At 46.3% G+C, this 18,440-nt stretch carries 15 protein-coding genes; all 15 read right to left on the reverse strand.

Features of this window, described 5'->3' with window-relative positions; genetic code table 11:
• Positions 1-1,097, reverse strand: a 1,097-nt coding sequence (gene cpsG, locus DD606_RS10755; protein WP_129258620.1) for a colanic acid biosynthesis phosphomannomutase CpsG, incomplete at its 3' end; no start/stop codon positions are given.
• A gap of 14 nt (positions 1,098-1,111) precedes the next feature.
• Entirely contained in the window at positions 1,112-2,509 is a 1,398-nt protein-coding gene (locus DD606_RS10760) for a mannose-1-phosphate guanylyltransferase/mannose-6-phosphate isomerase (protein WP_165777833.1), read from the reverse strand.
• Positions 2,510-2,517: 8 nt separating this feature from the next.
• Positions 2,518-3,594, reverse strand: coding sequence for a glycosyltransferase family 4 protein (locus tag DD606_RS10765; protein ID WP_100397578.1), 1,077 nt, complete (start codon positions 3,592-3,594; stop codon positions 2,518-2,520).
• Positions 3,595-4,137, reverse strand: a complete 543-nt coding sequence (locus tag DD606_RS10770; RefSeq protein ID WP_100397577.1) for a hypothetical protein — start codon at positions 4,135-4,137, stop codon at positions 3,595-3,597.
• Positions 4,125-5,138: a hypothetical protein gene (locus DD606_RS10775; protein ID WP_104469356.1), complete on the reverse strand. Its 1,014-nt coding sequence runs from the start codon at positions 5,136-5,138 to the stop codon at positions 4,125-4,127. The genes DD606_RS10770 and DD606_RS10775 overlap by 13 nt, the downstream gene beginning before the upstream one ends.
• A gap of 3 nt (positions 5,139-5,141) precedes the next feature.
• Positions 5,142-6,659, reverse strand: coding sequence for a hypothetical protein (locus tag DD606_RS10780; RefSeq protein WP_100397575.1), 1,518 nt, complete (start codon positions 6,657-6,659; stop codon positions 5,142-5,144).
• A gap of 26 nt (positions 6,660-6,685) precedes the next feature.
• Positions 6,686-7,885, reverse strand: coding sequence for an oligosaccharide flippase family protein (locus DD606_RS10785; protein ID WP_100397574.1), 1,200 nt, complete (start codon positions 7,883-7,885; stop codon positions 6,686-6,688).
• A 10-nt stretch (positions 7,886-7,895) separates the two neighbouring features.
• Entirely contained in the window at positions 7,896-8,660 is a 765-nt protein-coding gene (locus DD606_RS10790; protein ID WP_100397573.1) for a glycosyltransferase family 2 protein, read from the reverse strand.
• Between the two features lie 339 nt (positions 8,661-8,999).
• Positions 9,000-9,896 carry a GalU regulator GalF gene (gene galF / locus DD606_RS10795; RefSeq protein WP_045350271.1) on the reverse strand — a complete coding sequence of 299 codons (897 nt, stop codon included), beginning with the start codon at positions 9,894-9,896 and terminating at the stop codon, positions 9,000-9,002.
• A 174-nt stretch (positions 9,897-10,070) separates the two neighbouring features.
• A complete protein-coding gene (gene wcaM / locus DD606_RS10800) occupies positions 10,071-11,462 on the reverse strand; it encodes a colanic acid biosynthesis protein WcaM (protein WP_129258622.1) in 1,392 nt (463 codons plus the stop codon).
• A 12-nt stretch (positions 11,463-11,474) separates the two neighbouring features.
• Positions 11,475-12,695: a colanic acid biosynthesis glycosyltransferase WcaL gene (gene wcaL / locus DD606_RS10805; RefSeq protein ID WP_048240489.1), complete on the reverse strand. Its 1,221-nt coding sequence runs from the start codon at positions 12,693-12,695 to the stop codon at positions 11,475-11,477.
• Positions 12,692-13,972, reverse strand: a complete 1,281-nt coding sequence (gene wcaK / locus DD606_RS10810) for a colanic acid biosynthesis pyruvyl transferase WcaK (RefSeq protein WP_129258624.1) — start codon at positions 13,970-13,972, stop codon at positions 12,692-12,694. Before wcaK ends, wcaL begins: the two co-directional genes overlap by 4 nt.
• Positions 13,973-13,987: 15 nt before the next feature.
• Positions 13,988-15,466 carry a colanic acid undecaprenyl disphosphate flippase WzxC gene (gene wzxC, locus DD606_RS10815; RefSeq protein WP_032609661.1) on the reverse strand — a complete coding sequence of 493 codons (1,479 nt, stop codon included), beginning with the start codon at positions 15,464-15,466 and terminating at the stop codon, positions 13,988-13,990.
• 1 nt (position 15,467) lies between these two features.
• Positions 15,468-16,862, reverse strand: a complete 1,395-nt coding sequence (gene wcaJ, locus DD606_RS10820; protein ID WP_003863525.1) for an undecaprenyl-phosphate glucose phosphotransferase — start codon at positions 16,860-16,862, stop codon at positions 15,468-15,470.
• Between the two features lie 128 nt (positions 16,863-16,990).
• Positions 16,991-18,361: a colanic acid biosynthesis phosphomannomutase CpsG gene (gene cpsG / locus DD606_RS10825; RefSeq protein ID WP_045897076.1), complete on the reverse strand. Its 1,371-nt coding sequence runs from the start codon at positions 18,359-18,361 to the stop codon at positions 16,991-16,993.
• Between the last annotated feature and the right edge of the window lie 79 nt (positions 18,362-18,440).

The raw sequence follows: 18,440 nt of genomic DNA on the forward strand, positions 1-18,440 counted from the left end.
ACCAGTTCGCCCAGGCTCTGCCCTTTCAGGCACAGCAGCTCGGTCACCAGCAGCCACGGGATCATCCCGCTGTCGCAGTAGGCAAAATCACGGAAATAGTGGTGGGCGCTCATCTCGCCGCCGTAGATGGCGTCTTCCTCACGCATACGCTCTTTGATAAACGCGTGGCCGGTTTTGGACATCACCGGTTCGCCGCCCGCGGCCTTCACCACGTCGACGGTGTTCCAGGAAAGACGCGGATCGTGAATGATTTTCGCCCCCGGGTTTTTCTCGAGGAACGCTTCCGCCAGCAGGCCAACGATGTAGTAGCCTTCGATAAACTGCCCATTCTCGTCGAACAGGAAGCAGCGGTCGAAGTCGCCGTCAAAGGCGATACCCATATCGGCGCCGTGCTCAATCACCGCGTTGCGGGTGTCGTCGCGGCACTCCGGCAGCAGCGGGTTAGGAATACCGTTCGGGAAGTTGCCGTCTGGCGTGTTGTGCACTTTGACGAAGGTCACCGGCACGTTCAGCGCCTTAAAGCGGGCTTCAAGTGCGTCTACAACCGGGCCTGCCGCGCCGTTGCCGGAGTTAATCACCAGCTTCAGCGGTTTGAGGTTCGCCACGTTGATGTAGCCCAGCAGGTGGTCGATGTACTCTTTTTGCAGGTTGATCTGCTTATAGCTGCCGCGCTTCGCTTCGTTCACCGGCGGGAAGTCGTTGGCCTCGGCCAGACGTTGCACGTCGCGCAGGCCGGTGTCGCCGCTGATAGGACGCGCGCCCTTGCGCACCAGCTTCATGCCGTTGTAGTCCATCGGGTTATGGCTGGCCGTCACTTCGATACCGCCGTCCACGCCCAGGTGGAATGTGGCAAAATAGATCTCTTCGGTACCGGAAAGGCCAATGTCCAGCACATCGACGCCCGCGTCCTGTAGCCCTTTCGCCAGCGCCAGCTTCAGGGATTCGCTGGTCAGACGCACGTCGCCGCCCAGCACGATAGTTTGTGGTTTCAGGTATTCGCCGTACGCGCGGCCGATGCGCCACGCAATGTCTTCGTTCAGCTCTTCGCCCAGCTTGCCGCGAATATCGTAGGCTTTAAAACAGGTTAGTGTACTCATGATTTTCTCTTGCTTTACATTCTAATAACATCTGTTGAATCAATGTACTCACCGATTTGAGTTTCGATAAACTCAACAGGTAACACACCTGGATTGTGGATTGAATGCTCGCTTCCGATAGGAATGTAGACAGTTTGATTTTCTGTAATGATTTTTTCATCACCATTAATTATTACAACAGCAGTTCCTGATAAGACTGTCCATTGTTCGTTACGATGATAGTGTTTTTGTAACGAAATCGTTTTTCCTGATTCAACCGTGACAAAATTAATTTTATATTTCCTGGAGTCAACTAAGCATAACGTTGTCCCCCACGGTAAATAACGAATATTGTGGCGTTTATATTCGTATCGATTATTTCTCTTTAGATATTCAACTGTATCTTTTACTTTCTGGACATCATCGCGGTGTGATACGAGAACCGAGTCTCTAGTGGCTACAATTATTAGATCTTTTAAACCGATAGCCGATGTAAAAATCCCATCACTTTTTATGTAACAATTAACAGAGTCAACTGTGTGAACATCACCTGATGTGAAATTATTTGAAGAATCTTTAGGAGATATATCCCACAATGCTCCCCAAGCGCCCACATCGCTCCATTGCGAGTCAAATTGGAGAACCTTCACATGGGAACTTTTTTCCATAACCGCATAATCGACTGACTCACTGAGACAAGAATCAAAAATATCTTTATTAATTCTTGTAAAGTCCATGTCTCTTGTAGCATCCGCAATGGCTAAAACGCACACGTCATGTATATCGGGCCTAAATCGTTTTATCTCACTCAAATAGACACTTGGTTTAAACATAAACATGCCGCTATTCCACAAATACATTCCTTCTGAAATATACTCAATGGCTTTATCTTTGTTAGGCTTCTCAACAAATTCGTTAACGACGAAAAAGCCATCAGATATTTCATCGCCTTTTTTTATATAACCATATCCGGTTTCAGGATGAGATGGAGTAATGCCAAAAGTTATTAACGTTTCATTGTCAACAGAAAGCAATGCTTTTTCAATTAGATTTGAAAAATACTGGCCGTCTTTGATATAATGATCCGCTGCAAGAACGAGCATCACGCAATCATCATCATTCAAAGAAAGTGCTGCTAATGTTATAGCTGGGGCCGTATTCTTGCTACATGGTTCAAGGATGATATTATTATTTAGCAAATCCATTTCTTTCAGTTGTTGTGCAACTAAGAAACGATGCTCTTCATTACAGATAATAATAGGATTTTCGAAACCAACGCCACTGACTCTGATTAAAGTTTGCTGTAATAATGATAATGTATCATTTAAAAGAGGCAAAAACTGTTTAGGGTGCTCTTCTCGTGACATAGGCCATAGACGACTACCTACACCACCGGCTATGATCACAGGAACAACTTTAGGTTTATTATTCATATTAACACTCATATTCTTGAACCAAAGATATTATTTAAAACAGAAGCAGGAAAAGCCCAATTATATTTTTCCTTGCTCGATACAATCCTTTCCTTAATAATTTCATGGTTAACAGATAAATAATCAAGACTTTTTTCCAAGCTTATCAAATCATTATATTTAAATGAGAGTTCTTTTAAATCACATTCTTTGAGAAACTCGTAGGGATCACCACAATTGGTAGCTAATATAATAGTATTATAATTTAGCGCAGTGTACATTACTCCTGATTGTGATGCAGCCTTGTAAGGAAGAATGAGGGCAATATTAGAAGACAAAAGTTTTTCAACCTCATCCAGATTTAAATATCCATCAATTACCTTAACTCCATTATGATAGAGTTTTTGTGCGAGTGCTTTTTTATTCTCATCAAATTTACCATAAACTTCTAGACTAAACCCTTTCTTTTTGAAAAGAGGTAGGGCATCTAATAGAAAATCAACGCCTTTGTAATCCTTTATATTCCCCCAAAAAACAATACGTCTCGGGGGAGATGAAAAAATTTTGCAATGGAAATGCTCGTTATTTATTGGCATAACCCCATGATTTAATACGAAACATTTCTGTTTTGCAAAACCATATAAATCTAAAAAATCATTTCTTGTGTAATTACTTACAAATAACAATTTATTAGCCATGTGTGCCAAAATCTTAATATTACGATATGCTTTCCTAGGCTTATTATGTGGAACGCTGTTATGAAATGTGACTATCAGCTTTGATCTTACATAGAAAAAAAATATTACTTCAAAAAATGTTACCAATGACCACTGTAAATTAATAGCTTTATATTTTTGTGATGACAAAGCAACTTTCATTAGTAGTTTTATATAATTAATCAATCCGCGAAATTTGTTTACACCAGAAACTTGAAATTCATGCACGGTGACGTTTGGTAACAACCTAAGCTTCTCTACATAGTCATAGTTGAATTTAGTAGAGGAGCAATAAAAATCAACTTTATAAAAAGAAGATAAGCTTTTTACATAAAAATAATCATATGGTAAAGCATATGAAGCAGGATCAATTATGGCAATTTTACCCATTTAATGAAAGGTCCTTTTATAACTTACGTTAACAATTTGGTTAATACCTCTGTTCTTTATAAATTTAGCCGGATTACCGGCAAATAATGTGTTTTCATATACTGTCTTAGTTAAAACTGAACCAGCTCCCAGCACACCGAATTTTTCTATTTTGCATCCAGGTAACAACAAAGAAAAAGAGCCCACGATACTATCATCACTAATTATAACGGCTTTCGATATGGTGGAATAGTTTTCATCATGGATATTGTGATACTGCGTTAGAACTTTTACTCCTAAAGTAATATCAACATTAGAACCTATTTCTAAGCCACCACGACAGTCAAGAAATGAACCCCACTGGATATTAGTCCCTGCCTTAACTTTTAATTTCCACGGACTAAAAAACTTTACCCCCATATGTATATTTACTCCGCGAGCAATATTCGCACAATAAAGGAATCTTAAGATAAACCATCTAAATTTATAGGAAGGGAAATAACATAAAATGTGATTCCATAGCCCCACATAAATATACATTAAGCTCTTGACTATTTTTGACATAATAATTCCTTCTGTAGCAACTTAAATCCAACAGAATTGAATGCTTCTCGATTTATTCTTTCCTTTCCGTTTCGATTGTTTATTTCATTAATAAATTCATGTCGAATATAATGTTCCCAATCATCAACTATGACTATCTTGGATTCAAATTTTTCTTTAAGGCTTTTAGAGAAAAGACAATTACTCATAAATATTTTAGCATCTGTTTGCAGTGCCTCAAAGAGTACCCCGCTTACCCGATAATCAAACTTTTGAGGAATGAAAATAGCGTCAGCATCTAACATATTTTCATCATAATTATAAAAAAACTCTTGAGTAGAAACATTTTTAAATTTTGAAAGCTTACCTTTGGTTCGTAAAATAAATTTATTGCCCAAAGTATCAAAACTTGCACAAATTTTATGTTTCAAGTTTTCTTCAACAAATGACGGCATGAATACATTTGTAACCCTACCTACATCATTTGATTTTATTTCATTGGTGTTAGCAATAATTAATCGTATAGGATGTGGTATGTATATACTTTTTTTATGAAATTTTTCAGTTATATATTTGCTAATATATGGCATCAATCCAACGTGAGTTATTTTATATGTCGGAATAGCCCTATATAATAACTCCTTAGCAAAAGAGTTGGGTACAGTATTATGTTCAAATAAAACAATTTCTAAGTTATTCCTAAATTTCCTTAAATTTAAAAAAGCTGCTGTAGAGAATAACTCATATGATAGGAAGATTAATTTATCATATTTGTGATCAATCGCATATTTATATATAGCATTGATTATTTTAAGTTGGTTTAGCTTATATTTATATTTATTCCCTTTTGTAAGAAGAGAATCCTTAAACGCGATACCTTGCATGGACATATCTTTTAACATGGATTCAGAAAGGTATAAATCAATGCTAATATTTTGATCGTTATTAAACCATTTTATTATATTCAAGTTAAAGTTTAAGTGGCCTTTTTCACACAATGGATCAGCGATCAATATCTTCATTAATTATATCCTAAGGAGAGTTTTAGTTCTTACTAATAAGAGTACGAGAAGAAATGAAAATAAAAAATTATGTACAGGTTGCCAAAACATATTTACGCAAAATATTGAATATAGGAAACAGAACAAATAGATCCTAAATTCATTACTATATATCGATTTTGTTTTTAATACTCTACGCATAAGCCTAAAAGAACGACTCATCATCTTAATAATGATACTTAAATAATAAGTTAAAAATATTAACCCCCCTTTCAAGAACAGGAAGTTAGTAAAAGAATGAGGTCTAACGAATTTATTGGTCGCAAGTTCATTAATGCTATAATCTGATACACCAAGAATGATAGGATATCCGGTTAGTGAAAAATCGAAGTAGCCACCAAAACCCATTCCTATAAAAATAGGATATATATGTTCAACGCTATAACCAACTATGTTCTGCAATTCATATAATCGAACTAAAACAGATCCTGAAGACTGTTTATCACCTGAAATTAGTTTTGAGAAGAAATCGAACTTATATAGTAAGAAATCAAAACTTTGTGGGGAGTAAATAGCTAAAGCGAATATGGCAAATGATGTAATAACTACAAGCATCATGAGCGCTAATAGAGCATTTTTTCTAAGCCCTCGGTCGTTTAAAAAGACAATAAGATAAAAAATGGCCATCACGCATAGAAAAACGAAGGCGATATCTTCGCGTTTCATTGAAATCGCAGCCAGTAACGCAACACCAGTCATTAATAATCGTTTGAAGAGACTGCGGATAGTCATTGCAAATACGAACATCAACGGATAAGCAATATATGCCTGAGTGGCATATTCAAGATTTGGCCTTCCACTTATAAAATCGTTAGCGAAGAAGAACAGCGTTCTCAACCCGATAACTAAGATAGAAAAAAGTAATATATTATAGATCTTATCAATTATATTTTCATTATTGCATATGAGTATTGCCGCTAACGCACCTATTCCCCAAATAATAAACATACGGAAATCCGAAATTATGTACCGTATATCTGGAGTTCTTCCTATTAGACAGGATACTGTTGTTGCCAATAACAATACTGCAAAGATAAAGTATAACCCTTTAAAAAATGATAAGGTGTCCTTGCTTTCAAGTTTCGTTTTTTGATAAAGCAGTTTACATATCGAAATAAAACCAATGAAAATTATAGCAATAACTGATAGTCCTAAGCCTGCAAATTGAACTGAATGAAAGCTAAAGAATTGTTCAACTTCTTGGTTATTACTACTTACCACTTGTTCTACGAAAGTACGCGAAAACTGTGGTGTGATTAATGATAATAATACAAAGAGCTTAACAGATAACTCTAAACTAAATAAAGAAGATAAAATTATAACCGTAAGCATTAAATAAGAAATAAACAAGCCATAGGCCGTATCAGCCAAGTATTGCACATAGAAACCTGAGAGCAAAGCGACCAAGACGACTACTAAATAATAGTTCAAATTTTTATTATTATTTTGTTCGCTCTGGGGATAATAATTTATCACTGACAATTTTGTGCACTCCGATTTATTCGGTGTTAAGAAAAAGCTTGCTTTCTTCGCTTACAATAAATCCATTGCAGCACCCATCCACCAACTCTAGACATCAGGAAAGCAATAGCACCAATAATAAAACCTACGTACTTATAAAGTAAGACAAAGGTAATAATAAAGAACAATAATTGAGCGATTTTTAAAATTAAGAAAAAGGACTGATCTCGGTGATTGATAAAAGCTTCCCATACACCAAATACGAGTGTTCCAGCGTATGCTATAGTTAAGATAATAAAAATATAAATTTCTTCATTGGAAACATATTTTACTATCAAATCTTTAGTTAAAAATGCGAGGACTAATAAGATTAATAAACCGAGACAGGTAACACCAAATAATTTGAACGTAATATTTTTTACAGAATTAATATCAAGTTCACTAGCAGATAGACCACGGATAAATACTGTATTAATTGCCCCGGCTAGTAATGGTGCAGCAAAAAAGATCATCGAAATCCTAGCATACTCACCTGCTAAGGCATCGGAAAAGAAATGCGAAATGAAGATAACATCAGCTCGCATGCATACAATTGCAAAAATATTTGCTGCATACAACTTCCATGCCATTCCGGTTAGATTTTTAGAAATGCCAGACTTTGAATAATTAATTCCCTTAGTTTTGTTAAAACTCATGTACATCGCCATTATGCTAGAAAAAATCATTACGGCATATATATAATTTGGTTCATATTTTTCATTAAAAAATAAAACCGCAAGGCAGACACCAAAAATTCCTAAGCTACGCAAAAATGGGAGATAGAAAACGACTCGGGAACTTCCTCCCCAATCATCCACTATTTGTAATTTAATAGAGTTGAATTTTAAAATAATACCTATAATACTACATATGATAAAAGAAATTGCTATGAGTGGTGAAAAAAAATAGAACCCCAAAACAATTACAATAAATATCACAACAGCAAAATTGAATTGATATCTTTTGACTAAATCAGTGATGGTAAATGATTGGCCCTGTTTCGACAAAGATATAACCAAAGCATTTGGTAGACCTAAATCTAATAAAACATACATTATTCCCAACATATAATAGTATTTAGTAAACAATCCATAATCGTTTACATCATAAACACGACTTAACCACATCAATGAAAGGAATGTTAGAACAGAGGCCGAAAGATTACTCGATATAATCTTAGCAATAGCAGTATATGTAGCTTTATTCACTTAATCCTCTTCAACGTGAAATTGCACGCCAAGCATAATTTACGAAATACCACATTGACATAACAACATTAATTTTCTCTAGGTTACGATATATAGACCATTGTCTTATTGCTTTTTTTAATTTATTTCTTGATATTGAACCAGCAACTATTCTATATGACGTCAATACTTTGGGATATAAAACAGCATTGACATTATATTTCTTTAGCAAATGTAACCATAGCGCATAATCCTGACCCGTTCTTATTAATGGCATTCTGATATTGTCAAACGCATCATTTTTTAACATGACAGTAGAACAGCCAAGTGTTACTTTTTTAGCTAACAAATCTTTATAGCTCACAAACAAACATGTTTTTCTGGCGTCAATATTCTTATGTAATAATTCACCATGTTCTGTTATTAACGTATATGCAGTGAAGCAAAAATTGCAGTCATGGGTTTTCATAAAATGCAACTGGTCATTTAATTTACATGGTTCCCATTTGTCATCGCTATCGATGAAAGCTAAATATTCACCTGACGCATGTGAGATAGAATTATTCCTAGAAACTGCGGCACCACTGTTTTCTTTGTTCTGAAATATCTTTACCTTAGGATTTGACAAACTAATTTTTTTAAGAATTTCCCACGTTCTATCGGATGAACAGTCGTCAGTAACAAGCCATTCCCAATTATCATATGTTTGACTACATATAGAGTTGTATGTTTCCTCTATAAATAATTCAGAGTTATAGGATGGAGTGATAATTGAGATTAAATCAGTGCCAGCCACTTTTATAAATTCCCTAAATTGAATTAATGAAATAAGAATGCTACCGCCCCTGGCTTAACAGCTACCAGCGCGCTGAGCAAAAAATGTATTGTCCATTTGCTGTTGTCTGAATCTGAACCGACTCTGTCAATGGACAACGGCAAGTTAATCTTAATTGTCGTCTTAATCGACAGCAGAAACAAGCACAAATCGTTACAAATTAGTGGTGATGCAAAGTAGATAACAGATGTTATCAAAATAGTTAATAATAAAAAGCGACAGACATCATTTTCGTTATTTTGTTACATAACGAAATGGTGACTATCGCTCATTAAGCCCTTTTATACCACAGAAGAAGTATCAGTCGTTAGCCAGCAACTTCTCAATCCGGCTTCTGAACTTCGCCCCTTCCTTCAGGTTACGCAGGCCATAGTTCACAAACGCCTGCATATACCCCATTTTCTTACCGCAGTCATAGCTATCGCCGGTCATTAGCATCGCATCAACCGACTGCTTCTTCGCCAGCTCAGCAATCGCATCGGTCAGCTGGATACGATCCCAGGCGCCCGGCTTAGTTTTTTCCAGTTCGGCCCAGATATCCGCATTCAGCACATAACGGCCGACTGCCATCAGGTCAGAGTCCAGGGTCTGCGGCTGATCGGGTTTTTCGATAAACTCAACAATCCGGCTCACCTGCCCTTCTGTCTCCAGTGGCTCTTTAGTCTGAATAACCGAGTACTCAGAGAGATCGCCCTTCATACGTTTCGCCAGCACCTGGCTGCGGCCCGTCTCGTTGAAGCGAGCAACCATTGCCGCCAGGTTGTAACGCAGCGGATCGGCGGAAGCGGTATCAATAATGATGTCCGGCAGAACCACGATGAACGGGTTATCACCCACCACCGGGCGCGCGCAGAGGATTGAGTGGCCCAGACCCAGCGGCTGCGCCTGACGCACATTCATGATGGTCACGCCAGGAGGACAGATAGACTGAACTTCTGCCAGAAGCTGGCGCTTAACGCGCTGCTCAAGCAGCGCTTCGAGTTCATAAGAGGTGTCGAAGTGGTTCTCAACGGCATTCTTCGAAGAGTGCGTCACCAGAACGATTTCTTTGATCCCCGCAGCAACAATCTCGTCGACGATGTACTGAATCATCGGCTTGTCAACGATCGGCAGCATCTCTTTAGGAATGGCCTTTGTGGCGGGCAACATGTGCATGCCCAGACCCGCTACCGGTATGACTGCTTTCAAATTAATCATTATTTCTTCCACCTTAAAATGGTTGACGAATTATAGCTTTTAAACCTGTTTTCGCCAGCATGTTTTGCCGTAAATATGAAGTAATCTTAGGTCACCCCACCACAAATTACAGTAGTTGTAATCTGAATAGATCGCGATTCCATACCAGGAATAGTCGCAAAATAACCTTTATGATCACCTGTGCGGCAGCGCAAAATTCAACCGTTCCGTATTCACCACATGTTGATCGACCCGATCAATATCCACCGAGCTCTGCCCCTTTTCATTAACCGCTTTTATGTTCGCAAGCGACAGCAACGTCTCGTTTTTAGCCATAAACTTCCCGCGCACGTCTTTGCGCAAATCGAAGTTCATCTTTAAAGCCGGCCCCGTCGTTGACTCCTGCATCACGTTGATATTACGCAAAAAAAGATGTTGTGGCTTGTTGTGCAGCTCAAGTGTTGCCCGCTGCATGTTGACATTGGTGATGGCAACAAACGACGTGGCATTGCCGGAGGAAATCTGTATCCCGCGCAGCTTATAGGCAAGCTGTCGGTTATCCAGGCGAATATCGTTAAGTTTGAAGTTTTGCGGTATCGACAGATAATCGCCCTTGATCACGCCATACCCGATTAACATTCCGGCGCTGTTCACCATATCGATATTATCGATAACGAAATTATCACAACCATAAATAGCTACCGTTGCGTTATCAATTCCGGCCTTTTTACTGAAGTCGGGAGTAATATTGCTGGCCTTGATATTACGGATCACAAAGTGTTTACCGTTTTCAACATGCACCAGCTGCCGACAGTTGCTGCCGGTGATATTCGCCACCACGAAGTTTTTAACGGTCTGCTGTTCCGGATAGTCATTGTCGTACGTGCTGCCAGCCAGCCCAATGCCTATGCCCCAGTTGATCTTGCCGTTTGTGCAGTTGATGTTATCGATCACGTGGTCAGAGATCAGGATGTTACGGTCGTTAATCGCCACGTTCCACTCAATCGCGTCACCCTGCAAATGGCTGAATTTGCTGTTGGTAATGCGCGCACCATCCACCTGATTATGGAAACCCTGGCGCAGAATGGCGTAGTTGGCCTGACTCACGGCAATGCGATCGATAAGCAGGTTACGCATCACTCTCGGCTTTTTACCGCCAATGTAGATCTGGGTGACGGGGCCGAAGCCGCTCATCGTCAGCCCTTTAATGACACAGTCGGAGCCACGCACGTCCAGCGTAATGTTATGTGTGCGCCCCTCATCTTCCCCAATGACCTTGCAGCCTTCCTGGAGCACAAACCGCCCGCGCCCGTTGCCCTTCAGCGCGCCGCGGATCAGCAGGGTTTTGCCATCAGGAATGAAAATGCCGGTATTGATGTTTTCACAGGTTAACCCGGCGGGAACAACAACGGTATCGCCCTCGGTAAATGCCTGCTTAAAGGCGGCGATCCAGTCGTTATTGTTGTAGCGATCGACAGAAACCGTCTTCCCGGTTGCCGCCCGCGCAGCGCGGGGCGACAGCAGCGGCATGGCAGCCAGGACGGATAAAGAAGAGACAAATCGGCGTCGGGTAATCTTTTTCAGCATACAACCTCAGCGTTACAGCGTTTGCAGCAGGCTCGCTAACTGGCGATTAATCACCTGCTGATTGAATTCTGCTTCAACTTTTTGCCGCGCATTTTGCAGCACAGGGATCAGCGTCTGCTGATCGATATTGCTGAACGCGGCCAGACGATCCGCCAGCGCCAGCGCATTGTTTTCAGGGACCAGCCAGCCAGAATGCTCAGAGGTTATCAGCTCCGGGATGCCGCTGTGCAGGGTCGAGACCACCGGAATGCCGACGGCCATCGCCTCCATCAGCGCCACGGGAATGCCTTCCATATCGCCGTCGGCGCCGGTTACGGAAGGCAGCAGGAATACATCCGCGTCATCAAGCATGGCTTTCACTTCGTGGCTCGGCTTGAAGCCCGGCATCTCGACCACGTCTTCCAGCTGATACTGTTCAATCAGCGTGCGCAGGCGACGCTCCCACGGCCCGATACCCAGGATGCGGTAGTGGAAGTCCACACCACGCGCCTTCAGCTGGCGACAGGCTTCGATGGCTACGTGCAGCCCTTTCTTTTCGGTCAGGCGGGCAACAGAGATAATTTGCAGCGGCTTGCCCGGCACCTTGACCGGTCGCTGGGTGAAGCGTTCCATGTCTACGCCCATGCGTGAAACGGTGATTTTCTCGCTCGGGCACCCCATGGTTTTCAGGCGCCCGGCCCACAGGTTGCTTATCGGTAGCATCATGTCGCCACGGCGAAACAGCTGCTGATATTCCGGTGTGTAGTGGTTCAGCACTTCCCGGCTGGAGATGTCGATACCGTGGAAAATGGTTGCGATTTTGCCGTCAATCACCCCCAGCTCACGCAGTTTTGCCGCCGTTACGCCCGCCGGGCCAAAGTGGGCGATAAAGACATTGGCCCGGTACGGCTGGGCCGTTTGCCCGCAAATGGCGGATAAGATCAGGTTGCGGGCCTCCGCCCCATAGCGCGACATATTCAGCGCCCGCCACGTCGAGGCGCGATGCAGGCCGCGCAGCGTCTGTCCGGCGCGATAGCGCAGTTTGTTCATCCGTCCGGCGGGTTCATCCTGCAACCAGCGGGTTTTTGCCTCCAGCCCATACCGGGTATACGCCGCATGGGTGTTTTGCGTATCGCCCTTTTGCAGGGCGATAATCTCCACGTCATACCCCATATCGATAAACGCGGTGATTTGGTTCAGCACAAAGGTTTCAGACGACAGCGGAAATTTCAGTAAGAAGAAACCAACCTTCATTTCCCCTCCCGGACGCGGTCGAGTACGGATTTCACCATGCCAATACCTTTTTCGCGTTCGGCTTTTACCGCCACCGCCAGACGTTCGTTGATCGCAGGCAGCTGGCCGAGCGTGTCGCCCACCATGGCGCCGAGCGACCCGTCCAACAGATGACGAATATCGACGGCCATTTCAGGCATACCGAGCTGCTGCATAATGCCCGCGGACTTGTGTTCGTAGTTGATGGCGATGGCTGGCGTGCCGAAGTTCATCGAGATAATGGCCGAGTGCAGACGCGTGCCCACGGTCAGGTCGCAGGCGGAGAGCAGCTTGCCCATCTCCAGATCATTCAGCTCGTCCATCACCACGTGATAGCGGGACGGATCGTTCACCAGGTTGCGCAGGTTGAGCGCCACCATACGGTCATCTTTGTTGTAGCTGTCGATACCGGTACAGGTGGAAAGCGCCAGCACCTGGTAACCGCTGTCCAGCACGCGGTTCACCACGTCGGCAAAGGCTTTCTCGTACGCCGCCTGGGTCGTGCCGAGGCGTTTATCGAACGGCGCAAGTTCACGCAGGGTAATGGCGACGGTTTTCTGCTTTGCCGCCACGTCCAGCCAGTGCTGTACCGCGTAGCTGGCCTGGAAGCTGTCATCCTGATGATCCACCAGCCAGGCGGTGTCTACACCGTGCTCCACTTTGGTGGTGTCGATTTCGCTGCGCTTCATCATGTCGAGGCTGACCGATTCACGCAGGATCAGCGCGTCGCAGTGGCCGAAGACATAGTTCGCCAGCTGGTTAAACTGCGGATCCTGGAATGGCCCGACGCTGTGGCCAATCATAAACAGCGGCTTTTTCGCCATGAAGGTACAAAGCGCATGCTCAAACTGCGGCACGCCGTAGAGATCGACGAAGAACGAACCGCCCACCTGAATAATGGCGTCATAGCCGGACAGCAGACGCACAAAATCGGTAAAGCCCTGCGCGATGGCGATGTTGCGCAGCTTGCCGGTGTCGGTTACGCGAGAAAGCAGCACCTGATGCTGATAGCGGCGACGCAGGACTTTCTTCACGCGCCCCATCACGCCCGCGGCGTTGTTGTGCTGTTTCATCTGGCTGTAGAGCGGGTCGCCCATCACCGGGCGGTTCAGTAACCAGGTTGAGCTGACCGGATAACGGCTCATCACATCCACTTCAGTCTCAGGCTTAAGGGTGTTAATTGCATCCAGTAAACCGCGCAGGATGGCGCTGTCGCCACGGTTGCCGCAGGTATGGTTGCCAAGAATAAGTAATTTCATAATGGCCTCGTAAAATTAGCCTGCGCGAAGCAGCGTTTTCATTTTTTCGTTACGGCAAAACTGGCGCTTCATCTCGACCACCAGCGCATTGCGTGACAGCACAATCATCACGCCGAACGCCAGCGCGCCTGCCGCGACCTGCACCGCAAGCAGTGCCGCCAGCGGCAGATGCCCGTTGAGCACCACGCCCAGGCCGTAGCTCACCGCCAGCGTCGGCAAGGAGAGATAAAACGGCAGCCACAGGCTGAGGATGTACTGACGGTAGCTGGAGCCCAGCACCGGTTTGATCATCACGAAGTAGCTCAGCACGGTATTGAAGATTTGCACCAGCAGGAAGCCGAGCGTCACGCCAATGGCGCCCGCCATGTGCCCGCCCACAATAATTGCCGGAATAAACAGGAAGGTTTTAAACACGTTGAACTTGAAGCTGATATCCACGCGCGCCTTTGCCATCAGCAGAGAACCAATCGGGTTCCCCACCGAGCGCAGCAGCCCCACGACGCACAGCAGTTGCAGGATTGGGATGATGCTGTTCCACTTCTCGCCAAACACCAGCGGTACGAAATTGCTGGCGACCACCATCAGCCCCAGCAGGACCGGGAAGTTGATGATCCCCACCACGGAGAGCAGCTTATAAAAGTTCACGCGCAGCTTCTCGGTATCGTCCTGAATTTTGGCGAACGCCGGGAACAGGACGCGGGTAATAATCGGGTTGAGCTTCATCGGCGGGACAACCGCGACGTTATACGCCAGGTTGTAGCCACCCGCGACGCTCGCGCCCAGAATGCGCGCCAGTACCAGCGTGGAGAGGTTAGTATTCACGTAGTTGATAATGCTGTCTGCCGTCAGCCACGCGCCGAAGCGCAGGTTGGATGAAACAGATGCCAGCGAAAAATGCAGCCCCGGGCGATAAATCTTACGGCCAAAAAAGCCGAACAGCAGCGTGCGCACGGCAGAGTTAACGAGGTAGCCGAGGATGGCGGTCATCGCCAGCGGCCAGAAATGGGCGCTGACCACGGTGAAGGTAAAGCCCGCCAGCACGGCGCTGGTCTCAATCATGCCGATTTTGTTGAACTCCAGCTCTTTCTGCATCAGCGCGCGGAACTGCTGCCCGTGCGGAATCACCACGAAAGCGAACGACAGGGTGCGCATCAGCGGCGCCAGGTCCGGGTTATGCAGCACGCCGGCAATCACATCGCTCAGCAGGAACACCAGCACAAAAACGAAGATACCCAGCCCGACGTTCAGCCAGTAGAGGGTGGTCAGCTCCAGATGGCTGATCTCTTTGCGCTGGATAATGGAGTTGGCGATACCAAAGTCCGACAGCGTATCGGCCAGGGCGATAATCACCAGCGAGACGGTCAGCAGACCAAACTGGTGATTATCGATAATGCGCGCCAGCACCGTCATCTGCACCAGGCCGAGGCCAATGATGACGATGGTGGCCATGGCTGACCATTTCGCACCGCTGATGGTTTTTTCTCGTAAGCTCATCTTAGTACGCCGCTTTGTTCACGAAACCTTTGAAAATGGTCAGAAAAACAATCTTGATATCGAACCAGAGGCTCCACTCGCGGATGTACTCCAGATCGAACTCGATACGTTTTTCCATTTTTTCCAGCGTGTCGGTCTCGCCGCGCCAGCCGTTGATCTGCGCCCAGCCGGTGATGCCCGGCTTCACCTTATGGCGCAGCATGTAGCCTTCAATCAGGGTACGGTACTGCTCGTTATGGGCCACGGCGTGAGGACGAGGCCCGACGATGGACATCCCGCCGGTGAACACGTTGATGAACTGCGGCAGCTCATCGAGCGAGGTACGGCGCAGGAAGTTGCCCACGCGGGTGACGCGCGGATCGTTCTGCGTCGCCTGGGTCACCACCTTGTCGTTCTCCATCACCTTCATGGAGCGGAATTTCCACACCATGATCGGCTTACCGTCCATGCCGTAGCGGGTCTGACGGAAGATGATCGGCCCCGGCGAGCTGAGCTTCACCGCCAGCGCAATACAGCACAGCACCGGGGAGATGAGCAGCAGGATCAGGGACGAAAGCACGATATCTTCCACGCGCTTCAGCACGCGGTTAATCCCCGACAGCGGCGTGTCGTACAGCGGAACAACCGGTACCCCGTTCACCTCTTCAATACGGGAGTGGAGAATATTGAAGGTGAAGACATCCGGGATGAGGATCACCGAGCAGGTGGTATCCGCCAGCTCGCGCATCAGTTTCTTGATGCGGGATTCATCTTTCATCTGCATGGCGATGTAGACGTTATGAATTTTGCCGGCTTTCGCATCGTCAATAAGCTGTTCGTAGTTACCTGCCCAGTCGGACGGTACGCCGCCGGGCTTCGCGTCGTGATAAATCCCGACCACTTCAAAACCTAACCACGGCTCTTTGCGGAAGCTGTCGAGCAACACCTGTCCCACCGGCAGATCGCCCGCCACGGCAACGAAGCGACGGTTATACCCGCGGTTGCGCAGCCAGCCCGCGCCAAAGCGGATCAGCGAGCGGCAGACCACCATGCCAATGCTGGTTAACAGATACCAGCAGAGATAGGTCACAAGACGGTTATCAAAATCATGGCTGAACGCCACCAGGCCTGCGCTGAAAATCAGGCTTAAGGTCCAGTTCTGGAGCAGCAGCATCAGTTCGGTGGTCATTTTGACGCCGCGCCATGAACGATAGAAATCGGTCATGCCGCCGATCATCTGAAACACCACCAGCGCAATCAACGCCATCAGCAAGTGCATGTATAAGAACGACTGCCCGCTGACCCAACACACCGCCCACAGTCCGCCGACCATGATGGTGATATCAGAAAAACGCTGCACCATAGAGATTAACGATGCATTCGTTCTCGCTCGTTCGCGCTTTTTTAGATTTGTCATCGTTGTTCCTTTAGTTCTAAACCTTACCCCTCGCCCCTCACCCCGGCCCTCTCCCCAAAGGGGAGAGGGTGTTCAAGTTCCCTCTCCCCTTTGGGGAGAGGGTTAGGGTGAGGGGTAAGGTTTTCTTTTTACTGATTCAACAGCGCCAGAATGTCCTTCGTTCGGGCTTCCATCAGCGCGGTGTCAGCGCGGGACTCCACGTTCAGGCGCACCACCGGCTCGGTATTGGACGAGCGCAGGTTGAAGCGCCACTGCGGGAACGCCATGCTGATACCGTCGGTACGGTCAATCTCCAGCGCATGAATGGCAAAGTGCTGTTCCACGCGGGCAATGGCCTCAGCGGGCTGTGCCAGTTTGCTGTTGATCTCACCGCTGGCCGGGAACGCCGCCATGCGGTCGCGCACCAGTTCGCCCAGGCTCTGCCCTTTCAGGCACAGCAGCTCGGTCACCAGCAGCCACGGGATCATCCCGCTGTCGCAGTAGGCAAAATCACGGAAATAGTGGTGGGCGCTCATCTCGCCGCCGTAGATGGCGTCTTCCTCACGCATACGCTCTTTGATAAACGCGTGGCCGGTTTTGGACATCACCGGCTCACCGCCCGCGGCCTTCACCACGTCGACGGTGTTCCAGGAAAGACGCGGATCGTGAATGATTTTCGCCCCCGGGTTTTTCTCGAGGAACGCTTCCGCCAGCAGGCCAACGATGTAGTAGCCTTCGATAAACTGCCCATTCTCGTCGAACAGGAAGCAGCGGTCGAAGTCGCCGTCAAAGGCGATACCCATATCGGCGCCGTGCTCAATCACCGCGTTGCGGGTGTCGTCGCGGCACTCCGGCAGCAGCGGGTTAGGAATACCGTTCGGGAAGTTGCCGTCTGGCGTGTTGTGCACTTTGACGAAGGTCACCGGCACGTTCAGCGCCTTAAAGCGGGCTTCAAGTGCGTCTACAACCGGGCCTGCCGCGCCGTTGCCGGAGTTAATCACCAGCTTCAGCGGTTTGAGGTTCGCCACGTTGATGTAGCCCAGCAGGTGGTCGATGTACTCTTTTTGCAGGTTGATCTGCTTATAGCTGCCGCGCTTCGCTTCGTTCACCGGCGGGAAGTCGTTGGCCTCGGCCAGACGTTGCACGTCGCGCAGGCCGGTGTCGCCGCTGATAGGACGCGCGCCCTTGCGCACCAGCTTCATGCCGTTGTAGTCCATCGGGTTATGGCTGGCCGTCACTTCGATACCGCCGTCCACGCCCAGGTGGAATGTGGCAAAATAGATCTCTTCGGTACCGGAAAGGCCAATGTCCAGCACATCGACGCCCGCGTCCTGTAGCCCTTTCGCCAGCGCCAGCTTCAGGGATTCGCTTGTCAGGCGCACGTCGCCGCCCAGCACGATAGTTTGTGGTTTGAGGTATTCGCCGTACGCGCGGCCGATGCGCCACGCAATGTCTTCGTTCAGCTCTTCGCCCAGCTTGCCGCGAATATCGTAGGCTTTAAAACAGGTTAATTTTTCCATGATGACCCCTTTTTCAGGCAACAGTTGGCCCTGACCATGTAATGGCCAAATTTATTTTTTTCATTCGTAGGCCCGGTAA

Source organism: Enterobacter cloacae complex sp. GF14B (genome assembly GCF_004136805.1).
In the GTDB taxonomy this organism is placed as follows: Bacteria; Pseudomonadota; Gammaproteobacteria; order Enterobacterales; family Enterobacteriaceae; genus Enterobacter; species Enterobacter hormaechei_C.